We start from the raw sequence: 20,066 nt of genomic DNA, 5'->3' as shown, positions 1-20,066 counted from the left end.
ATATAATTTAGGCTTCATAATAGGATTATATAGATGGCAACAGAGCAAGAGTGGGAAAGTGTATTACAAATTAAAACCTCTGGTCGCGATGATAGTCGTTCCGATACGGAGCATCATCCGTACGAGCCGACGGATTATTGCGTGTTGGAGCGTTTAGCAAATAGTGGTCATATTCGCAAGAAAAATACGCTCATCGATTATGGTAGTGGCAAGGGCCGAGTGAGTATTTTCATGGCTTACCAAACGGGCTGCCATTCTATAGGCATCGAATACGATGAACGGCTCTATGAAAAGGCTTTAATTAATGGTGAAAGCCCGGCAACTCGTAATCGTGTAAGCTTTGTACTAGGTGATGCAGCGCTGTATGAATTGCCAGATCAGGCTGATCGATGCTTTTTCTTTAATCCCTTTGCACTCCATACGATTAAGCGGGTATTAAGAAATATTTTTGATTCGCTATATCATAATCCTCGGGAGATTAAGTTATTTTTCTACTATGTTAATGAAGAGGTGGAGAACTTTTTAAATAACCATGTGCGCTTGGAACAAGAGGAACCTATTGATTGTAGTGACCTCTTTGAAGGAAGCGATACAAAGGAACGAATTCTCGTCTATTCAGTTAACTTGTTTTAGTGCAGTAATTTAAGACTTTTATAATAAAATAATTTAAGACCTTTAAAGACATTTATGTAACAATTAGATATATTTTGATGTAATAGTTAAAAATCCGATGGATGCAATACATATTAGATTGATGTAACAAATAAATATAAGATTTTAATATAGTAAGTTTATATATGAATATGATGTATATAAATTTGATTAAATAACCTCGGTTTGAATAGTGTTTTAGTAGTATGAAATGCATACTATTAGGAACGTATTTAAATTGAGGTTTTATTCTATTTTTAAGGAACTTTTACACATATTATTAAGGAAAAAGCAGATAAATTCTGCTATAATAATATATTAGAGATTATAAAATCAATTTATTTTTATGATTCTATACATTGATTCGTATACGCTAATGTAGCGGGTAGGACTGAGTGTATTGAATATAGGAGGTGCATATGGAACTCATCGATACAATGTTGATTGAACGCATTCGTAAAGCGTTAATTAAACGATATGACCGAGATCAACAGATTCAACAAATGATTGAAGAAATTGGTGCAGAGGAAGGCCTTAATGAGACCGAATTATCTATCGTTTACCAAGCGTATTTAGAGGTAAAAGAACGGGTGTACTATACATCTTCTCTCGTTGATTTGTGGAATCAAATTGAAGATGTTCAAAAACGTATGGCCTTATTGCATTCTTACGAATCTTTAGAAGAAGATCTATTTGGTGATGTGTTAGGCGACGATAAGGAAGATATCGTCATTTCTAATACATCTGAACTTGGCAAGGGCGCTAGTTATAATGATGATGCATATGCTATGGAACAGGTACAATTATCTGATGTTCCTGTGCATCATGATTCTACGGTGGGCATGAATCATATTAAATTGAATGAATTAAAATCTATAGGCGGTCTCTTTACTGGTTTTGGTGAAAGCTCTGGTAAGGAAATGGCGGATTTTGAAGATACTGCGATTGAGCACCTTGATGTAAAACCATTAGAAGGCGTTGAAAGCTTAGCAATTCATCATTTAGATGAGGATGAAGCGTTAGATGTAGATGGTCTTGATGAACTTTCAAAAGATAAGAAATCAGAGGCAGCTAACGTGGATGATGAGGATATGTCGTCTATCGATCCATACACGGCGGTGAATGCTTTATTATTTGGTAAAGCCGGTTTAGAGTCCGATAAAACAAATAAGAAGATGGAGAAGCTTCTTAAAAAGAAATTGAAACGCGTTGATGATGAATGGGCGCGTATCAACGGTTCTGAAGATAAGAAATCTAAGGAAGATAAAAAATCCAAGGAAGATAAAACATCTAAAGAGGATAAGAAATCCAAAGAAGACAAAAAGTCCAAAGGCGAGAAAAAATCTAAGAAAGATAAAAAGTCTAAAGAAGATAAAAAAGAGAAAAAACACAAGAAGTCTAAGGAAGAAAAACGCTCTAAAGACGAAGAAAAGTTAAAGAAAAAGAAAGACAAAGCTGAAAAGAAGCTTAAAGTCTTAAATGATAAGTTAAAAACAGTCTTCTTGGCTGATACTTTCAAGAAAAAAGATAAGAAGAAAGACAAGAAAAAGGATAAAAAATCCAAAAAGGATGAATCCGCAAAAAAGCAAAATCGATAGTTTCCGTATGGAATAGTAAGGCCTCTGAAAAGATGGCCAAGGAGAGTGCTAGTGCGAAGAAATCAGCAGGTGCTGAGACTATCGACCGTGGATGCGGTAAATGCAAACGATGTAAAGGTCCTAAATGTAAGAAATATCCGAAATAATTGATAGTTATGTAGTTTTGTTATATTTGTAACAATATAGTTGGATTAGTGAATTAACAATTTGGTTATAAGATTCAACAGTTAGGGGTTAATGATGAACCGATGGCAGCGATTATTTGAAGGCATACGAACAGAGATTAAGGTATTTATCTTTTTCTCTGCTTTGTTGACTGCATTTAGAATCGTGTTTCTTGCAGTATTTCAATCACAACTAGCTTCTGTGACGATGGAGAATATCCTCACGTCCTTATGGCTAGGCTTTAGATTGAGTCTCAAGACCGTCGGTTCTTTGTGTTTATTGGGCTTTTTAGGGGGCACTTTGGTGCATACCTTTGTACCTAAATGGCCGTCCTTACGGATCAAACAGGTTGTCTACTCTATTGCAACGGTGTTGTTAACTTTCTTATTCCTGGGACGTATTCCATTCTATAAAATCTTCAATTCTTCCTATAATGCGATGCTCATCAATGGTAAAAACGATGATATCGGTGCCATTATCAATACAGCCATCAATGAATATAATGCATTGATGTACATCGTTGGAGCTGTTGTATTGAGTGCAGCTCTTTGTTGGTTCCTAGTTCGTTTTTTAGCGTGGAACACGAAGAAATATAGTGACTACGCTGTTGACCTAAGGAATGGTGATGATGCAGATACTCTAAGAAATAGTGATTCTGCAGATCATCAACGACTTTGTACTACTTGGTATCCTAAATCGAAGAAAACGCAATGGATGACGGGCATTGGATTAACTGTCGCTATCGGTGTACTCGGCCTATTCTTTAGATTCGGCGGCGCTTTCAGCTATACAAATTCCATCAACTGGGAAAGTGCGGCCCGACTTAGTTCCAATTTGTTGAACGAAAATATTCTAGACGACGTACAGGCTCTTTATCGTGTTAAAAGCATTGTAAAACGGACGGCTGAGCTTGAGGTTATTAACTTAACGCCTCAAGAGTTAAATGAAAAAATCACTGCCGTTGGTGGTAAGTTTAACGGTACAAATTTTGACGGTTCTTTCACGAGAACCATTACGACACAACGATTAGCGGATCAACCGCAGTCTATAAACCTCGTTCTTGGAGAATCCTATGGCTTGTGGCCGTTCCTCGCTGAATATAACGAGCCTGGGGCGTACCTCGTTGAGCAAGGTCGTAAATATGCTGCTAGCCCTCAAGCGATGAGCACGCAGCTAGCCCTTGCGCAAGGCACGGGCACGATGCCAGCCATCAATGGTTTGTTGACAGGGATGCCCGATACAGGGCTATATCCTAACTATGAAGGTGAAAGTTTCAAAGAGCCCTATGGTTTAGGCATTGGTTCTGTTATGAAAAAGCTAGGCTACAAGACTGTATTCTGGTATGGTGGCTTTAGCACATGGCAAAATGTTAAAAACTTTGTTTTATCTCAAGGTTTCGATGAATTCCACGATGCCTCTGAAATGCCAAGCGAAGACGGCAATGCTTGGGGCGTAGGCGATAAAGACTTGTTTAAAGCTATTTCTGCCTACATGGATCAGCATAGAGGGGAAAAAATCCTCAATGTGATTATGACAACCTCTAATCATCCGCCGTATAGCATCAATGTGGCCAAGGAAGGCTTTGATGCGAGCAAGGTGAAAGGTCATGTACCTGATTCTATTTCCGATGATGAAAAGCAATTGAATGAAATGGGTCATATTTGGTACGCAGACCACGTGATGGGGAACTTTATTGCTAATGAAGAAAAAGCAGATCCGTCTGCGCTCTTCGTCATCACTGGTGATCATAGTGAACGCTTTAACTTTGCTCGTGAAGTAGGGCCTAATGTGGCATCTACGATTCCGATTATCTTCTATGGTCGAGGTATTCATAAAGATTGGCTTGCTCCTAATGCGTTCGGCATGAGTATTCAAATCATTCCAACCTTGGCGGAATTGGTAGGCCGTCCAGGTCAAACCTATGAAGCCATGGTGCCTAGTTTGTTTACACAAGAGGAATTTGTCTTTAACCATAGATTATACCTAGATAAAAACGGAAAAGTCCTAGAACAAAGTGCGAGCATGCCTCAATCCTATGGGGATATGATTAAAAACATGCGAGAACTAGCGGCATGGCGTATTAAACATGGGGATGTTATACAGTAATTGTAAATAATATATAGAATTAGTAATTGGGAGTTTTTCTATTTATGAATACATCTAGTTTTTCTTATGAAAAATTCTTTCATGGTCATTCAGTTATGTTTATTGTTCCTCACGAAGATGATGAGATTAATATGGCTGGTGCCACTATATATGGGGCGATACAAGAAGGGCTAGAGGTATATGTAGTTTTTCTTACAAATGGTGATTATGAATATACTTTTGATGTGCGATGTAATGAGACATATCAAATGGCTAAAGAAATTGGATTACCTCAAGAGAATATTATTTTCTTAGGATTTGGCGATTTTATTGGTCATGAAATCATTTATAATAAATCGGCAATTATTACGAGTCATGCTAATCATAATCAAACATATGGAGCTGATTTTGCTAGTTTAGTAATGTCTAAGCCCAAACCATATTCTTGGAATGGTATTGTAGAATCTGTGATTGATGCAATTTTACATTTTAAACCAGATACAATTATAGCAACGGATTATGATACTCATGTAGACCATAGATTATGTACATTTACAGTTGAAAGTGCAATGGAATGGATTATAAAATATACTGAGTTTAGACCTCAACTTTTAAAAGGCTTTGCTTATGCTACAGGCTATGAAACGATAGATGATTACTATAATAATCACCTATTATCTACTGTAATAAATAAAAAAGCATTACCAACTGATGAATTTAGTACAGGGAATCCAACTTTATCTTGGATACATCGTCTAAGAATTTCGGTTCCTCAAGCATGTCGAGAAAAGAAATTAATACAAAATCCTATTTTTAAGGCTATGGCGTCTCATGTGAGTCAACAAGGGTATAAACGTGGTTCTCGACTTATTAATGGCGATCAAGTATTTTGGAAAAGAAGAACCGATAATATAGCTTTACATGCAGATATAACAGTTTCATCTGGGAATGCTAACTATCTCAATGACTTTTTACGTTTTAACACTGTAGATGTCAAATCTAATGTATATGATGCAAATAACTATATGTGGATGCCATCAGTAGATGATACAGAACGTAAGGTTCATATTTCTTTTACAAAAATTACTCAGATACAGGTAATTCAGTTATTTGGTAGTGTACATAAGTCTCATGAATTATGCTCTATTCGTATTGAAACTAGTGCTGGTAAACATGTGCAACTAGATGAAATTATTCATATAGGGCAGGGTATATCTTATATTTTTGATAAACCATTATTCTTAGAGTGGATTGATATATATATTGATAAACAATGTTTGGGGTTATCTGAAATAGAATTGTATAGTGCTATTAATGATAAGTATGATTATTGTCATATATTAGCAGATAATCATTTTATGTATAATTGGGTGGTGTATCCAGGTGAAAAAATCCCTATGATTACGTCTTATATTGAAGGCATTAGAAAAGATATGCTTACATATAGAGAATCAGAACAAAAAAATACATATAGATGGCTTATCAATGATAAATATATCGATGAATCTGTATTACAGATTTTGATTGAACGGGAGTTAACAACTAAGCCATTACAATTGCGGCTAGAGTCTATTGATGGTTCTGTATTTTGTGAAGGCACTATTCGTAAAGGTACCTTTAAAGATTGGTTTGCTTTGAAGTGTAATCAATTACAAGATAAATTAGATTATTTACAAGTAAAATCAAAATATAAAAAGGGATATAAAGCGGAAAAAGCTTATAAATAAGAGGGAGTTAATTATGGAAAATCAATATAGACCTTTAGTATCTATAGTTATTCCTGTGTACAAAGCAGAAGAATATATTGGTAAGTGTATCGAAAGTTTACAAAATCAAACATATAGTAATTTACAAATCATATTGATTGAAGATAGTTCACCAGATAATAGTGGACAAATTTGTGATGACTATGCAGCAAAAGATGATAGAATTACTGTTATTCATCATGAGCGTAATATGGGTGTTAGTAAGACGCGAAATGATGGACTTGCTATCGTAAAAGGGGAATACATTGCCTTTGTAGATGGTGATGATTACGTAGCACCGACTATGATAGAAGATTGCTTATCAACAATTAATGAGAAACAAGTAGATGTAGTTGTTTTTGATATCGCTGTTGTAGAAAATGGCAAGATAAGTCCACGACATATGGATGAACGTTATTTCATAGATATTAAAAGTGCATACACAGCATTGATTGAGGATAAAATTCCAAATTATTTATGTAATAAATTTTTTAAAGCAAATGCGTGGAAAGAAATTCGATTAAAAGAAAATACAGATTTTGAGGACCTTATGATTATGCCGTTGGTCTTTAAAAATCTTTCATCTGTATATTATTTACAAAAATCCCTTTACTTTTATAATTGTGATAATGAAAATTCGATTACAAGTAATTGGAGTGCAAAGAGCAAATATGGGTTATTTTGTTCATATTTATATCGTCAACCATTAGCTGAGGAACTAGGTATGACAGACTTTGTGCGATACTGTCGTCATAGAGCTATTCGCAGTGCTGTTGGGGGAATTGGTTTTAACTTAGCAAAACCAGAATTACAAGAAAAACAGATAGAGCATATGCTAGAGTATTTAAAACAAGAGGAACGGTCTTCTGATATGCCTTCCATTGGTTCCAAATATCAAGTGTTATTATACGGTGCACTCCATGCTCCATTTATCTCAAAACTGTATGGTCATATGATGTTTGGATTAGAACGAATCAAGAAATCTTTATAATTGGATAAGTAATTAATTTTATATCCGGATTGAAATTATATGAATATTGAGGCAACTTATGTCAACAATTACGGCTATTATCTTAGCCCGCAATGAAGAACAACATATTGTAGATTGTATTAAGAGTATTCAATTTGCTGATGAAATTTTAGTTATCGATGATGGTAGTACAGATCAAACCGTATCACTTGCTACTGAACTGGGTGCAAAGGTTATACCGCATCCTTTAAATGGAGATTGGTCACAACAACGACGCTTTGGTATTTCACAAGCCCAGAGTGAATGGATTCTATTTGTCGACTCTGATGAGCGCGTATCACAAGAGTTAGCAAAGTCTATTCAACGAGCTATCCAAGGTGAACCGAAGGCTTATTGGTTACATAGATATAATCTATTCCATCATAATCAGGCAACTCATGGTGTGGTAAGACCTGATAAGGTGTTACGATTGATGCCTCGAGAGGGAGCAACTGTAGAAGGTGCTGTTCATGAAGTTTTTATCAGTCCCTATCCACAAGCTACATTAGAGGGAAAATTATATCACTATACGTATGATAACTGGCATCAATTCTTTGAGAAGTTTAATAAGTATACGACAGCAGCAGCTAACAAATACAAGGCACAAGGGAAGTCTTGTAGTTTTTTAGGGGATATTTTATTGCGTCCAACATGGGCATTTTTTAAGATATATATTTTGCAAGGTGGCATATTAGATGGAAAAATAGGCTTTCTATTATCTATTTACCATATGATGTACACCATGACGAAATATGTGAAATTATATTATTTAAATAAATCTAATGGGCAATTATAATAAGTGATTTAGTATAGTAAATTGCTATGGGGAAGTATTGTTCTTGATGTAGATATGGAAGCATAAATGAGTGAACAATTTTTTCTATCCCTACAACAAAATATAAAACTAATGCTTTGGGCCCCTATATTGAGTACCATCTTTCGAATCATATTCATGATTGTGTATAATCCTTACCCCACATGGAAGGGACGCTGGAAATCTGTATTGGGTTCATTGCGTTACGGCTTCTGGTGGGGCATGGATTTTGATGCTTATGTATTCTTACTACCCTTAGTATTGGTGACGCTCCCTGCATTATTATTTGATAGGTATCATCAAATAGAAGATGCTGTACGATTGGTAGGATTAACCATTTATTCCTGCGTATTATATGCAGCCTTTGCAGGAAAAATGATTTTCTACAAGCATTTCCATGATACGTACAACTATATGGTTCATTATGGAAATCATGCAGAAAAACATAATTTAATTGATGTATTCTTTAATCAAGATCGAGGAATGCTTGTCATCTTAGGATTAATTCCTATTACATTTATATCCTGGTACATAGGAAATTTCTTTTTATCATTGCCATCTATACCATATCCAACTATTGAAGGAACTTGGCCTACTATAGTTTGGAATATAGGGCTTGTGGCTATCTCTGTTTTGGGATTTTATTGGTTCCGCTATGGTGGAACATTATCTCATGATGATAAACCTGAGTGGGATACGATTCCTACAGTGATAAAAGAGGATATATTCTTTGCTCGTGCAACGGTGCCAGATCTATGTGCCATAGAAACAGTGCTAAAACATCCACTTCGTGATGAATATACGGCATCTGCTGAGGACATTGATGACGCGATTCACCGTATTGTTCCTAAGGAATATAAAGATTCTTGGCAGGATTTGAATACACCACTTCATGCATTCAAGCGCGTTGCATCAGGTCCTCGTATTGATAAACCACAGCATATTTTCTTTATTGTTGGTGAAAGTATCCCTCAGTGGTCTCTTGATGAACCTTACAAGGATCTCAATATATGCCCTGGCTTATGGGATTTTAAAGATAATCCTCATACGGCGCAAGTACCTAATTTCTTGCCTGCTGGTAATGTGTCTCGCCCATCCATTGTGAGTCTGTTATCCGGTGTTTATGATGCGGGTATGGAAATCAATGAACGGGAAGCCTTCTGGCATGAACCATTGCCGACTTCTTTGGCATCTCAAATGAAGAATTTAGGCTATGATACGATTTACTGGTATGGTGGCAATGCATCGTACGGCAACTTTAATCACTTTGGTAAGGCGCAAGGCTTTGATCAAGTGGAAAGCGCTTCTGTTTTTTGCGGCCCCGATGCACCTAAGACTTGGGTAGGCGTTTATGACCATGTATTTTTAGAACATATCGAAGAGGAAATCAAATCCTTAGAACATCCTACATTCCATTTTATTTATACTACATCCAATCATGGTCCTTATAAAATGGAGGATTCCTTATTAGATTATGATCCTAAACAGGTCATGCCAAACCTTGGAGATGATTTAAAATCCAATAAGAAACGCAATAAGGAATTGGCTACTTATCGCTATAGTGATAAGGCTATTTTTAACTTTATTAATGCTATGAAAAAGGCCTTTCCAGATAGTTTATTCGTTGTCACTGGTGACCACTCTAATCTATTTGGCTTTTTGAATAATACATCCTTAATTCAACGAGACTATACCTTGCGCGACACATTCTGTACCGTAGGATTGTTGCAACATCCTGCTTTCACTAAAGACACGATTACAGCGCCAATTGGCACGCATATGAGTCTCATGCCTACCATTATTGAAGCTATTGCACCAAAGGGTTTTGAATATTACTCCATCGTACCGTCCTTGTTTGATGAACAGCCAGATACATTAGTTACACCGTATCAATGGATTACGCCTCATATGATGGGCGATGTTCGTATGGATTATGGTGAAAGCAATATACCATCCTATAAACCGGTTGAGCCAATTCGTCCTATTAATAATCATGGGAATGATGCTCGTGATTGGACATTATTGACTATGTGGTTCATTAATCATGAAAAGATATTGTTTTCTAAAAAATAGATGAAAAATAATTTCATATATGATTAACTATATATAGTTAACTACAGTATATATTTGAAGGAGGGTATCTATGTCGATACTGAACGTAGTAGGCGCCAAAGTTTGGGGCGGCGGAGAGCAATACGTATATGATATGTGCGATGAACTACATAGACGGCAGATACCTTCTTTTGTTTTGATTGATGTTTCAAATCATGAATTGCAAGAAAGATTTGAGCAAGTAGCAGAGGTTTTAACAGCTAATCTTTATTCCTATAAAGGATTTACTTCTCTTTTATCTATTGTAAAACATATAAAAGAGAAGGGAATCACAGTTATTCAATGTCACTCAGGAAAATATATTTTATTATGCTTGGCTTTAAAGCGTTTAACGGGTGCTAAACTCATTTTTTATAAGCATAATGTAATAAAAGCTAAAACAGATATGTACCATCAGTGGATTCAATCACAGGTAGATGCTTTTATATGTGTGTCTAAAAAGGTTTACGATGCACAAGTCATTCCAAACATAATTGATAAATACCATCTTGTTTACAATGGCGTTAATACACGTCGTTTTTCTGATGTTTCTGATGATAATATTCCAAATAAGCCATTTATCGTTGGTTATGCAGGTCGAATCATTGAAAATAAAGGAATCTTTGATCTTTTAGATGCGGTTAGAGTGATTCATAATAAAATTGATGAGGTTCGTTTAGTTATATGTGGAGACGGTAAGTCTGCTGATATCGAACAAATGAATCAGTATATCAAGCAGCATCAGATGGAAGAATATGTGCAGTACATGGGCTTTCAAAAGGATATGAATCGATGGTATCGATCTATTCATTGTTTAGTAGCACCCTCTAAGGTGCAGGAAGCTTTTGGTCTCGTATTATGTGAAGCTATGTATTGCAAGGTGCCCGTTATAACAAGTACATCAGGGGCGCAAGCAGAGATTATTGAGAATGGAAAATCTGGTATTCTCATAGATACGGTTAATAGTGAATCTATTATAGAGGCTATTCAAGGCTTAATGGAGAATGATGGAGTTCGAAAATCTATAATTGAACATGGATATACACGTGTGAAGTCTACTTTTACCATCGACAAGATGGTGGATTCCATAGATAAGATAGTTTGTAATTTGAGGTGATAAGGTGTTACAGTATATACAAAATCAATGGAGGAAAGGCCGAAAAATATATGGCAAACGTAGTTGGAGGGAGACACGACGTACTTTCCTTCATACAATGCGCTCTATCCGCAATAAACGAGAAATAGAGGACTTAGAGAATTATTTTGCAAGCTACACACCTGATTCAGTACTATTAGACCGTCAAGTTGGTTTATATGAGTTAATGACAAGATATTTTTTGTTTAAAAATTCGACACCACAGGAACGATTAGAGGCTATTATTAATCATTTTGATTATTTGAAAGCTGTATTTACAGATGAAGCAATTCGTGAAATGTACTCTGTAGATCCAGATAATATTTATGATGACGTAAGTCGTATGAAGCGTGGTTTTATCATATGGGAATCGGAAGAGCTTGATATGGTGGCCCGTTTATATTATGGACCTGGGCAACGAAAAGAAGGTTTTTTGACATTGTTACTAACATTGGGCAAACAAGGTGTATATCATGCTAACTTCCGTTTTGGGAAAGGCTTTAATGGGGAGCCTGCCATGTGGATAGGCACTGTTCAAGGTTATAAAGATGGTCTTGATAATGCTAAAACAGTTACTAAGAAAATGTTTGGTTATCGACCAAAAAACTTTATTATGTTCCTCTTGCGTCATATAGCAGTCATTTGTAAGGTAGAATCTATCTATGCTGTATCTGATGAAGGTTTCTATGCTAATACACACTTAGTTCGCGGTCATCGTGCTAAAGTTGCAGAGCTAGATTCATTATGGGAGGAATCTGGTGGTGTAGTATGCAGCGATGAACGGTTTTTCAAAATTCCATTGGAGGAATACCGAAAACCAATCGAGGAAATTAAGTCACAAAAACGTAGTCAATATCGTAAACGCTATGATTTACTCGATCAATATGAGCAAGAAATTCAAGACCATATGAAACATTTAATAAAATAAGTATATGTAAACAGTAACAATGCTTGATTATTAAATAATATGAATAAGGGATAAGGGAGTTAGTATGAAATCTTGGATACTTAACAATGCGGAAATGGTACTAACGATACTCATTTCGATTATGATATGTATGACACGGTCATCTATGGCTTTTGGGAATTTGATGTATGGTCTCATTATTTTGATGACCTTAATAACTTGTTGGTATAGACGACATGAAATCTCTGTACCACAATCGATACGCCAATATGGATGGGCTTATTTAGTGATGTTGCTGTGTGTATTGCCATCAGCATTTATAAGCGATGATATACTAGTGACGACCAAATATTTCTTTAATATTTGGGTTTGGAAGGTATTAATCATCGTACCAATCCTGTTATGTATTAAAAGTTCTCGCAAATTATACACCATATTATCAGTATTTTTTGTATATATGGGCATTGATGCTTTATCTGCCTTTGTACAATATTTACTAGGATATAATGTAGGTCCAGGAGGTCGCGCAGGTGGCGTTATTCATGGCTCTATGATGGGACTAGCTATGTTGTTAACATTAGCTTTTCCATTAGCTTTAATTGTTGCCTATGATAAAAGATTTCCTTCGTATGTAAGAATATCAGCTGTATTTTCTTTGTTTGGTATGTTATTGGGAATGTGGGGAAACCAAAGCCGAGGTTCCTGGTTATTTAATGGAATTAACGGCGTACTGATTACATTGCGCTATTGCTTTGTTAATATTCGCTATATATTAGTATTATTTGTGACTGTTGTAGGCATAGGATATGCATTTACTAGTAATCAATCTTATATGGAGCGTTTAGAAAGTACTTTTAATATAACTAGTGATGGTTCAAATTTAGGCCGTATCTATGTATGGAAAGCCGATAAGCAAATGATTTTGGATCATCCCATTATAGGTGTTGGTCCTGGCTTATGGGGAAAAAAGTATGCAGAACAATATCAATTAAAGCAGGAAATGCAAAATTTAGGACATTCTCATAATAATATGTTACAAATAGCTTCTGAATCTGGCATATTAGGACTTATTGGTTTCTTAGGATTCTCAATTTTTACAATCTATAAATCAGTAAAAAATTATATTATGTCTGCAAATCCTTATGATTTATCAATTATTGTTGGTTTTATTAGTTATTTATTTTTATTTGGATCTGTTGATTATACTTGGGGTAACTCATCTGGTATTCGAATGTTTTGGATTGTTATGGGGATAATGCTTCAATTGCGGGATAATTGAGAATCGTATAGCTGTATTGGAAAGCATTTAACTATCATTTAATAGACAATTAAGTAGGATTCAAATAGACTTAAAGAATAAATAACTACATAAAAGATAGGTGAAATCTATGTTTTTTTATAGTTTTACATATTTAAATATGATACAATATATGTAAATATTGGTACATTGTATTCGTATGATAGAGAGGTTGTTTTCTTAATATTTTGAGATTGAGAAAACAACCTTTTCTTATAATTTGGGGTATTAGTATGAATAGTTCCATCTGTAATAACAATAATAAAAAGTTATTTATTAGTAAGCTCATAGTGCTTATAGCAGATTATATAGCTATTGTTTTGGGAACATTAGCAGCCTATTATTTGCGTTTAAACTTATCAATTTTACCGGTAAGTTCAAATTTTAAGGTAGAAGAAATTTACGTATATGGTGTTGTACCTATCGTATTTTTAACTATATTGTTGCTTAATAATGCCTATTCTGTGGTAACACCTTATTGGGATACGATGAAAAATTTATTCCGTAGCATTACGATCGGTGTTGTTGTATCTATTGTCCTCATGTACACAGGACATGTCATTAATGATGTGTCTCGTTTATTTGTTGCCTTTGCTTATATATGTATGCTCGTATTTATCTTTAGCGAGCGTTTTATTGTAGGAAAAATACTTTCAAAAACAGGATATTTAACAATTCCGATTCTTCTTGTTGGAGCGGGGAAGACTGCAGAACTTGTAAAGAGGTCTTTAGATCGCATGCCGATTACTACCTATAAGATTATTGGTTATGTAGATGATAATCCTAAATCATCATCCATCGCTAAAGAATACCCATGCCTTGGCGCCTTTAAAGATGTAGAAAGCGTTATTAAAGATACAGGAGTTCAAACTGTACTTATTTGCGCTCCCGGACTTGAGTCTAAAAGATTAGTATCCTTGATTAATCAATTACAATTATTGGTAAAACGAGTAGCATTTGTACCTGAATTATTTGGTTTACCTACTAGTAATATCAGTGCTCGTGGCATGATGGAAGAACAAGCCGTCATATTGCGTGTACAAAATAACCTAGCACGCAAGTCTAACCGTATTTTCAAACGTATTTTTGATATAGTAGCTACTGTATGTGGCGGTATTTTGATCTTACCAATTCTCGCTATCATTGCTATATTGATTTACTTGGATTCTCCAGGGCCTATCGTATTTGGTCATAAACGCGTTGGTCAAGGAGGGAAATCATTTTCTTGTTATAAATTCCGATCCATGGTGCCCAATGCACAAGAGGCTTTGGAGCAATATCTAAAAGATAACCCAGCTGCTCGTGAAGAATGGGAACGAGATTTTAAATTAAAGGATGATCCTCGCGTTACAAGAATCGGAAAATTCCTTCGGAAAACAAGTCTTGATGAATTGCCACAGTTATGGAATGTTCTCATTGGAGACATGAGCCTCGTAGGGCCAAGACCTATTGTTCGAGATGAAATTGTAAAATATGGCGATTATATAAATGACTTTTACCTTGTACCACCAGGAATTACTGGTGTTTGGCAGGTAAGTGGTCGCAGTGATACCACCTATGAAGAACGGGTGTTAATGGATTCTTGGTATGTGCATAACTGGTCTGTATGGATTGATATTGTATATCTATTGAAAACTGTATTGGCTGTTGCTAAATCGAAAGGGGCCTATTAACCGTTATTATGAGGGATACTAGTTTTGATATTATGAAGGGAATTGCAATTTTACTTGTTGTTTTGGGCCATTCTGTACCGGATCAAGCAAGTGCTAGTGGAATTGCTAGTTATCCTTTATATTTGATGCGAACGATAATTTACAGTTTCCATATGCCAGTTTTTTTCTTTGTGGCTGGTTATTTTATGCATATACCTTTGAAAGAAGGTTTTCAGAATTTTATAAAAGATAAAAGCATACGTTTGATGGTTCCATATTTTACAATTGGAATACTATATTTTCCTTTCAAATTAGCTTTATCAAAATTTGCAAATCAACAAATAAATGCGCAGGATATATGGAAAATATTTATTGGTATTAATCCGGATGGAGAACTTTGGTTTTTATATTGTCTGTTCTTTATTTCAATCCTCATTGCCTTCTTTGTTAAGCGTGTAAATTTTGGTTTATTATTAATATCTTTTATAGTTGGAATCTTTTCTGATGTATTAAATATCTTTTCTGTATCTATGATATCAAAGATATTGTATTATCAGTTTTTCTATATCCTAGGCTTATATATAAAGAAATATATGCTATTGGATCATATAAAATCTACAGTAATAGCACTTATATCTATGATGATTTTTATTGTAGGTAATTATGCATTACTTCATGATATTAATGCTTTTAAAATAGTTACTCTTATAACAGCGGTTTCGGGGATTAATATTACACATTATATTGCTAATCAAATTCAATCTAAAGTTGGTCTATATAAAACTCTTTTAGTCTTTTTAGGTACCGTTTCAATGGATATATATATCTTTAGTGATATTGTTAAAATTCCATTTAGAATTGTACTTTGGTCTAAGCTAGGATTGTATTATGAAGCCTTTATTGTTTGCTTCTTAGCATCTACAACTTTATCTATTTTGATAGGTTATATCTTAAGAAAAAACCATTATTCACGATTACTATGTCTTGGAATGAAAAAATAAGGATATATATATATGAATAAAAAATTTGACTATTTAGTAGTTGGGGCGGGCCCATTTGGTGCTGTATTTGCCCATGAAGCGCACAAGCGTGGTAAATCTGTACTCGTCGTCGACCGTCGCAATCACATAGCAGGTAATATGTATTGTGAAAGCAAAGATGATATCAATATTCACGTCTATGGCGCTCATATTTTCCATACATCGTTGAAACATGTGTGGGATTATGTCAATCAATTTGCTGAGTTTAATCACTATGTGAATAGTCCTGTGGTAAATTATAAAGGTGAGATGTACAATTTGCCTTTCAATATGAATACATTCTCTAAAATGTGGAATATTAGAACTCCAAAAGAGGCACAAGATATCATTACCAAGCAACGTGCCGTGATTGCAGGAGAGCCTAAGAACTTGGAGGAGCAAGCCATCAGCCTCGTAGGTACTGATATTTACGAAAAGCTCATCAAGGGATATACAGAAAAACAATGGGGGCGTAAATGTACAGAGCTACCAGCTTTTATCATTAAACGCTTGCCAGTACGTTACACATACGATAACAATTATTTTAATGACCGTTTCCAAGGGATTCCTATTGGCGGTTATACTAAGATGATTGAACGCATGTTAGAAGGCATTGAAGTCCATTTAGGTGTAGACTTCCTCAAACATCGGAACGAATACGAAACTTTGGCATATAAGATTATCTACACAGGCCCTATAGATGAATACTTTGGTTATTCTGAAGGGGTATTAGAATATCGCGGCCTTCACTTTGAAACTGAACGTCTCGAAGAGGAAAACCATCAAGGCGTTGCGGTGGTGAACTATACGGAAGGTGAAATTCCGTATACTCGTATCATTGAACATAAGCATTTTGAATTTGGTACACAGCCTGTTACATATGTAACAAAAGAATATCCAAAGGACTGGGAAATCGGTGAAGAAGCATATTATCCGGTAAATGACGTAAAGAATTTGGATCTTTATGCTAAATATGTTAAAAAGGCTGAAACGATTTCTAATGTAATATTTGGTGGTCGTTTAGGGGAATATAAATATTACGATATGGATAAGGTCATTGCTAGTGCTTTAACTTTGGTAGAAAAAGAGTTAGCATAGATAATTTATCATATTGTACTAGAAGAGTGTTAATAATATACAACTCATGTAGGAGAGTACTAGTGAATATTAAGATTTTAGTAGCAACACATAAACAATATTGGATGCCTGAAGATTCTGTTTATATGCCGATTCATGTAGGACGAGAAGGTAAGGCTGATATTGGTTATACAGGGGATCATACAGGAGACAATATATCTTTAAAGAATGCTAATTACTGTGAATTGACGGGTCTCTATTGGGCGTGGAAAAATCTTGAAGCGGATTATATTGGTCTCGTTCATTACAGACGTTACTTTACACGTAAAGAGGTACGCTCTGTGGAGGACAAAAAGAATCAAATTTTAACGGGAGCAGAATGGGAACAATTACTTTCCGAATATCCTGTAGTAGTAGCGGATAAGCGTAAATATTATATCGAATCCAATCGCTCTCATTATAATCATGCTCATCATTCAGAAGGCCTTGATGTGGCAGAGCAAATTATCGCTGAGAAATATCCAGAATATAGTGCTGCATTTACAAAGGTTTGTAACCGTACTTGGGCGCATATGTTTAACATGTTTGTTATGCGTCGTGACTTATTTGATCAATACTGCGAGTGGATGTTCTCCATTTTAGAAGAAATTGAAAATCGTGTTGATATTTCTAATTACGATAGGTACGAAGCACGTATTTATGGTTTTGTAAGTGAAATTTTGCTCGATGTATGGCTCGAAGCGAATAACATCAACTATAAAGAACAAAACGTATCATTTATGGAGCCACAAAACTGGTTGAAAAAAGGTGGATTATTCTTAAAAAGAAAATTCTTTAAATAATAGACTTATTTGTATTATGGAGGAATTTTTTTGATGCGAGAAATTGGGTTTTCGGAGATTAAGGGTGTCGCTTTAGATATTTTAAAAGATGTGGCACATTTTTGTGATACACATGATATTCGATATGTATTAGCGTATGGAACGATGTTGGGAGCCGTTAGACATAGAGGCTTTATTCCATGGGATGATGATATTGATATCATGATGCCACGCGATGATTATAATCGCTTTATTAAGTCATATAATGACCATAATCCAAGATATCAAGTATATTCTATTGAAACTGATGATAGTTATACCTATACAATGGCAAAGGTATTCGATCAAGAAACAGTTATGGTTGATAATACATTGTGGCGTAATTTTGATAAAGCTGGTGTATTTATAGATATCTTTCCTATTGATGGGTTACCGGATGATACACAGGCTCAACAAAAACTTTTTAGACACCAACAACTTTTAAACTTGTTATTCCATGGGTCTTCTATGAAGTTTACATTCAGTAATCGCTATGTAGACTCTAAAGGTAGCTTTGCTAAGTTAAAAGGTTATGTTCGGACATTTTTAAAATTTGGTGCTATCGGCTTAATGCATTTTTTGCCAACTACAAGTTTAATTAAAAAGATTAACCAAGATGCACAACAGTATCCATTTTCCAATGCGAAATACATAAGTGTTCTCGTTGATTGTGCAAGTGGTAATAAACGAGAGGTATATGAAAAGACCTTGTTTGATAATAGAAGCTTATATCCTTTTGAGGATACTGAGTTTTGGGGACTTACAGATAGCGATTTCTATTTAAGTCATTTGTACAATAATTATATGGAAGCACCACCTAAAGATCGACAGGTACCGCATCATAACTACAGAGTGTATTGGAAACAATAAGAGGGGATTATATTATGAAACTATTTACAGTAGGACCAACTCAAATGAGACAGGAAATTCTTGATGTAAGACATCAACAAGTTCCTTATTTTAGAACAACGGAATTTTCTGAAGTTATGTTAGATTCAGATAGACTGCTCAAAAAGTTTATGAATGCACCAGAAAGCTATAAATCCATCTATCTAACAGCCTCTGGTACAGGCGCATTAGAAGCTACTATTATGAATTGTATGAATGAAACTGACCATGTACTAGTTATTAATGGTGGTACTTTTGGTCAACGTTTTGTTGATTTATGTGAACTCCATGAGATCCCTCATATTGTGATTAAACTAGACGATGGTGAGGAGTTGACTGCTAAACACTTTACTGCAGTAGAAGAACAAGACTTTACTTTTGTTATTGCTAATATTGATGAAACTTCTACAGCACAGTTATATGATATTAATTTATTAAGTAGCTTTGCTAAAAAGAAGCAAGCGTACTTGGTGATTGATGCAATTAGTTCATTCTTAATTGATCATTATGATATGGCTGGTAATAATATTGATGTTACTATTTTAAGTTCTCAAAAAGGACTTTGTATTGCACCAGGTATATCTCCTATTGTAATTAGTGACAGATTATATGAAGAACGTGTAAAAAATAATCATATTAAGAATCTTTACTTTGATTTCAACCAATATGTAAAGAATTTTACAAGAGGTCAAACACCATTCACACCTGCTGTTGGGGTATGTTTAGAAATGAATAAGGCATTACATCTTATTGAAGAGGAAGGTTTTGAAAACTATTTAGCTCGTATTGATAGTGTGGCGAAGGATTTTAGAAATAGAATTAAAGAATTACCAGTATCTCTTCCTACTTTCACTATTAGTAATGCGGTTACTCCTATCCGTTTTGAACAACCAATTGCTAAAGATGTATTTACAATCTTGAAGGACAAATATGATATTTTTGTAAATCCTACAGGTGGGGTTAATGAAGACTATGTCCTACGCGTTGCTCATATTGGTGATACGACTATTGAGGATAATATAATGCTTGTAGAAACAATGAAATTAGTCATTAAAGAGATTACAGGTAAATAA

The 20,066-nt window shown here is 34.9% G+C and carries 16 protein-coding genes; all 16 read left to right on the top strand.

Going from position 1 to position 20,066, the window contains the following annotated elements:
* Nucleotides 1-33 precede the first annotated feature (33 nt).
* The 16 genes from NE668_RS08220 (at nucleotide 34) to NE668_RS08145 (ending at nucleotide 20,066) form a co-directional block, all read left to right on the top strand.
* Complete coding sequence (locus NE668_RS08220; protein WP_227037181.1) at nucleotides 34-633, top strand: class I SAM-dependent methyltransferase; 600 nt, start codon at nucleotides 34-36, stop codon at nucleotides 631-633.
* A gap of 437 nt (nucleotides 634-1,070) precedes the next feature.
* Nucleotides 1,071-2,249 (top strand): transcriptional regulator, encoded by a 1,179-nt coding sequence (locus NE668_RS08215; protein ID WP_227037180.1) that lies wholly within the window; start codon nucleotides 1,071-1,073, stop codon nucleotides 2,247-2,249.
* Between the two features lie 237 nt (nucleotides 2,250-2,486).
* Nucleotides 2,487-4,520, top strand: a complete 2,034-nt coding sequence (locus NE668_RS08210; protein WP_227037179.1) for an LTA synthase family protein — start codon at nucleotides 2,487-2,489, stop codon at nucleotides 4,518-4,520.
* Between the two features lie 44 nt (nucleotides 4,521-4,564).
* Nucleotides 4,565-6,226, top strand: a complete 1,662-nt coding sequence (locus tag NE668_RS08205; protein ID WP_227037178.1) for a PIG-L family deacetylase — start codon at nucleotides 4,565-4,567, stop codon at nucleotides 6,224-6,226.
* A gap of 13 nt (nucleotides 6,227-6,239) precedes the next feature.
* Nucleotides 6,240-7,235 (top strand): glycosyltransferase family 2 protein, encoded by a 996-nt coding sequence (locus NE668_RS08200; protein WP_058948356.1) that lies wholly within the window; start codon nucleotides 6,240-6,242, stop codon nucleotides 7,233-7,235.
* A 58-nt stretch (nucleotides 7,236-7,293) separates the two neighbouring features.
* Complete coding sequence (locus NE668_RS08195) at nucleotides 7,294-8,049, top strand: glycosyltransferase family 2 protein (RefSeq protein WP_058948357.1); 756 nt, start codon at nucleotides 7,294-7,296, stop codon at nucleotides 8,047-8,049.
* A 66-nt stretch (nucleotides 8,050-8,115) separates the two neighbouring features.
* A complete protein-coding gene (locus NE668_RS08190; protein ID WP_058948358.1) occupies nucleotides 8,116-10,140 on the top strand; it encodes an LTA synthase family protein in 2,025 nt (674 codons plus the stop codon).
* A 70-nt stretch (nucleotides 10,141-10,210) separates the two neighbouring features.
* Nucleotides 10,211-11,275, top strand: coding sequence for a glycosyltransferase family 4 protein (locus NE668_RS08185; protein WP_004692926.1), 1,065 nt, complete (start codon nucleotides 10,211-10,213; stop codon nucleotides 11,273-11,275).
* A 4-nt stretch (nucleotides 11,276-11,279) separates the two neighbouring features.
* Complete coding sequence (locus NE668_RS08180) at nucleotides 11,280-12,221, top strand: VirK/YbjX family protein (RefSeq protein ID WP_058948360.1); 942 nt, start codon at nucleotides 11,280-11,282, stop codon at nucleotides 12,219-12,221.
* 64 nt (nucleotides 12,222-12,285) lie between these two features.
* The gene (locus NE668_RS08175) at nucleotides 12,286-13,479 is read left to right on the top strand and encodes an O-antigen ligase family protein (RefSeq protein ID WP_058948361.1); all 1,194 of its coding nucleotides are present in this window, start codon (nucleotides 12,286-12,288) and stop codon (nucleotides 13,477-13,479) included.
* Nucleotides 13,480-13,730: 251 nt separating this feature from the next.
* Nucleotides 13,731-15,170: an undecaprenyl-phosphate galactose phosphotransferase WbaP gene (gene wbaP / locus NE668_RS08170; protein WP_227037177.1), complete on the top strand. Its 1,440-nt coding sequence runs from the start codon at nucleotides 13,731-13,733 to the stop codon at nucleotides 15,168-15,170.
* 32 nt (nucleotides 15,171-15,202) lie between these two features.
* Nucleotides 15,203-16,150, top strand: coding sequence for an acyltransferase family protein (locus tag NE668_RS08165; protein WP_256196556.1), 948 nt, complete (start codon nucleotides 15,203-15,205; stop codon nucleotides 16,148-16,150).
* A 12-nt stretch (nucleotides 16,151-16,162) separates the two neighbouring features.
* Nucleotides 16,163-17,266 carry a UDP-galactopyranose mutase gene (glf, locus tag NE668_RS08160; RefSeq protein ID WP_227037175.1) on the top strand — a complete coding sequence of 368 codons (1,104 nt, stop codon included), beginning with the start codon at nucleotides 16,163-16,165 and terminating at the stop codon, nucleotides 17,264-17,266.
* A gap of 62 nt (nucleotides 17,267-17,328) precedes the next feature.
* Complete coding sequence (locus NE668_RS08155; RefSeq protein WP_227037174.1) at nucleotides 17,329-18,087, top strand: DUF4422 domain-containing protein; 759 nt, start codon at nucleotides 17,329-17,331, stop codon at nucleotides 18,085-18,087.
* A 33-nt stretch (nucleotides 18,088-18,120) separates the two neighbouring features.
* Complete coding sequence (locus NE668_RS08150) at nucleotides 18,121-18,975, top strand: LicD family protein (protein ID WP_227037436.1); 855 nt, start codon at nucleotides 18,121-18,123, stop codon at nucleotides 18,973-18,975.
* Between the two features lie 14 nt (nucleotides 18,976-18,989).
* Nucleotides 18,990-20,066: a pyridoxal-phosphate-dependent aminotransferase family protein gene (locus NE668_RS08145; protein ID WP_227037173.1), complete on the top strand. Its 1,077-nt coding sequence runs from the start codon at nucleotides 18,990-18,992 to the stop codon at nucleotides 20,064-20,066.

This window comes from Veillonella parvula (genome assembly GCF_024461875.1).
Taxonomy (GTDB): domain Bacteria; phylum Bacillota; class Negativicutes; order Veillonellales; family Veillonellaceae; genus Veillonella; species Veillonella parvula_I.
The sequence above is the reverse complement of the archived record's forward strand: the minus strand, read 5'-3'. Positions and strand labels throughout refer to the sequence as shown.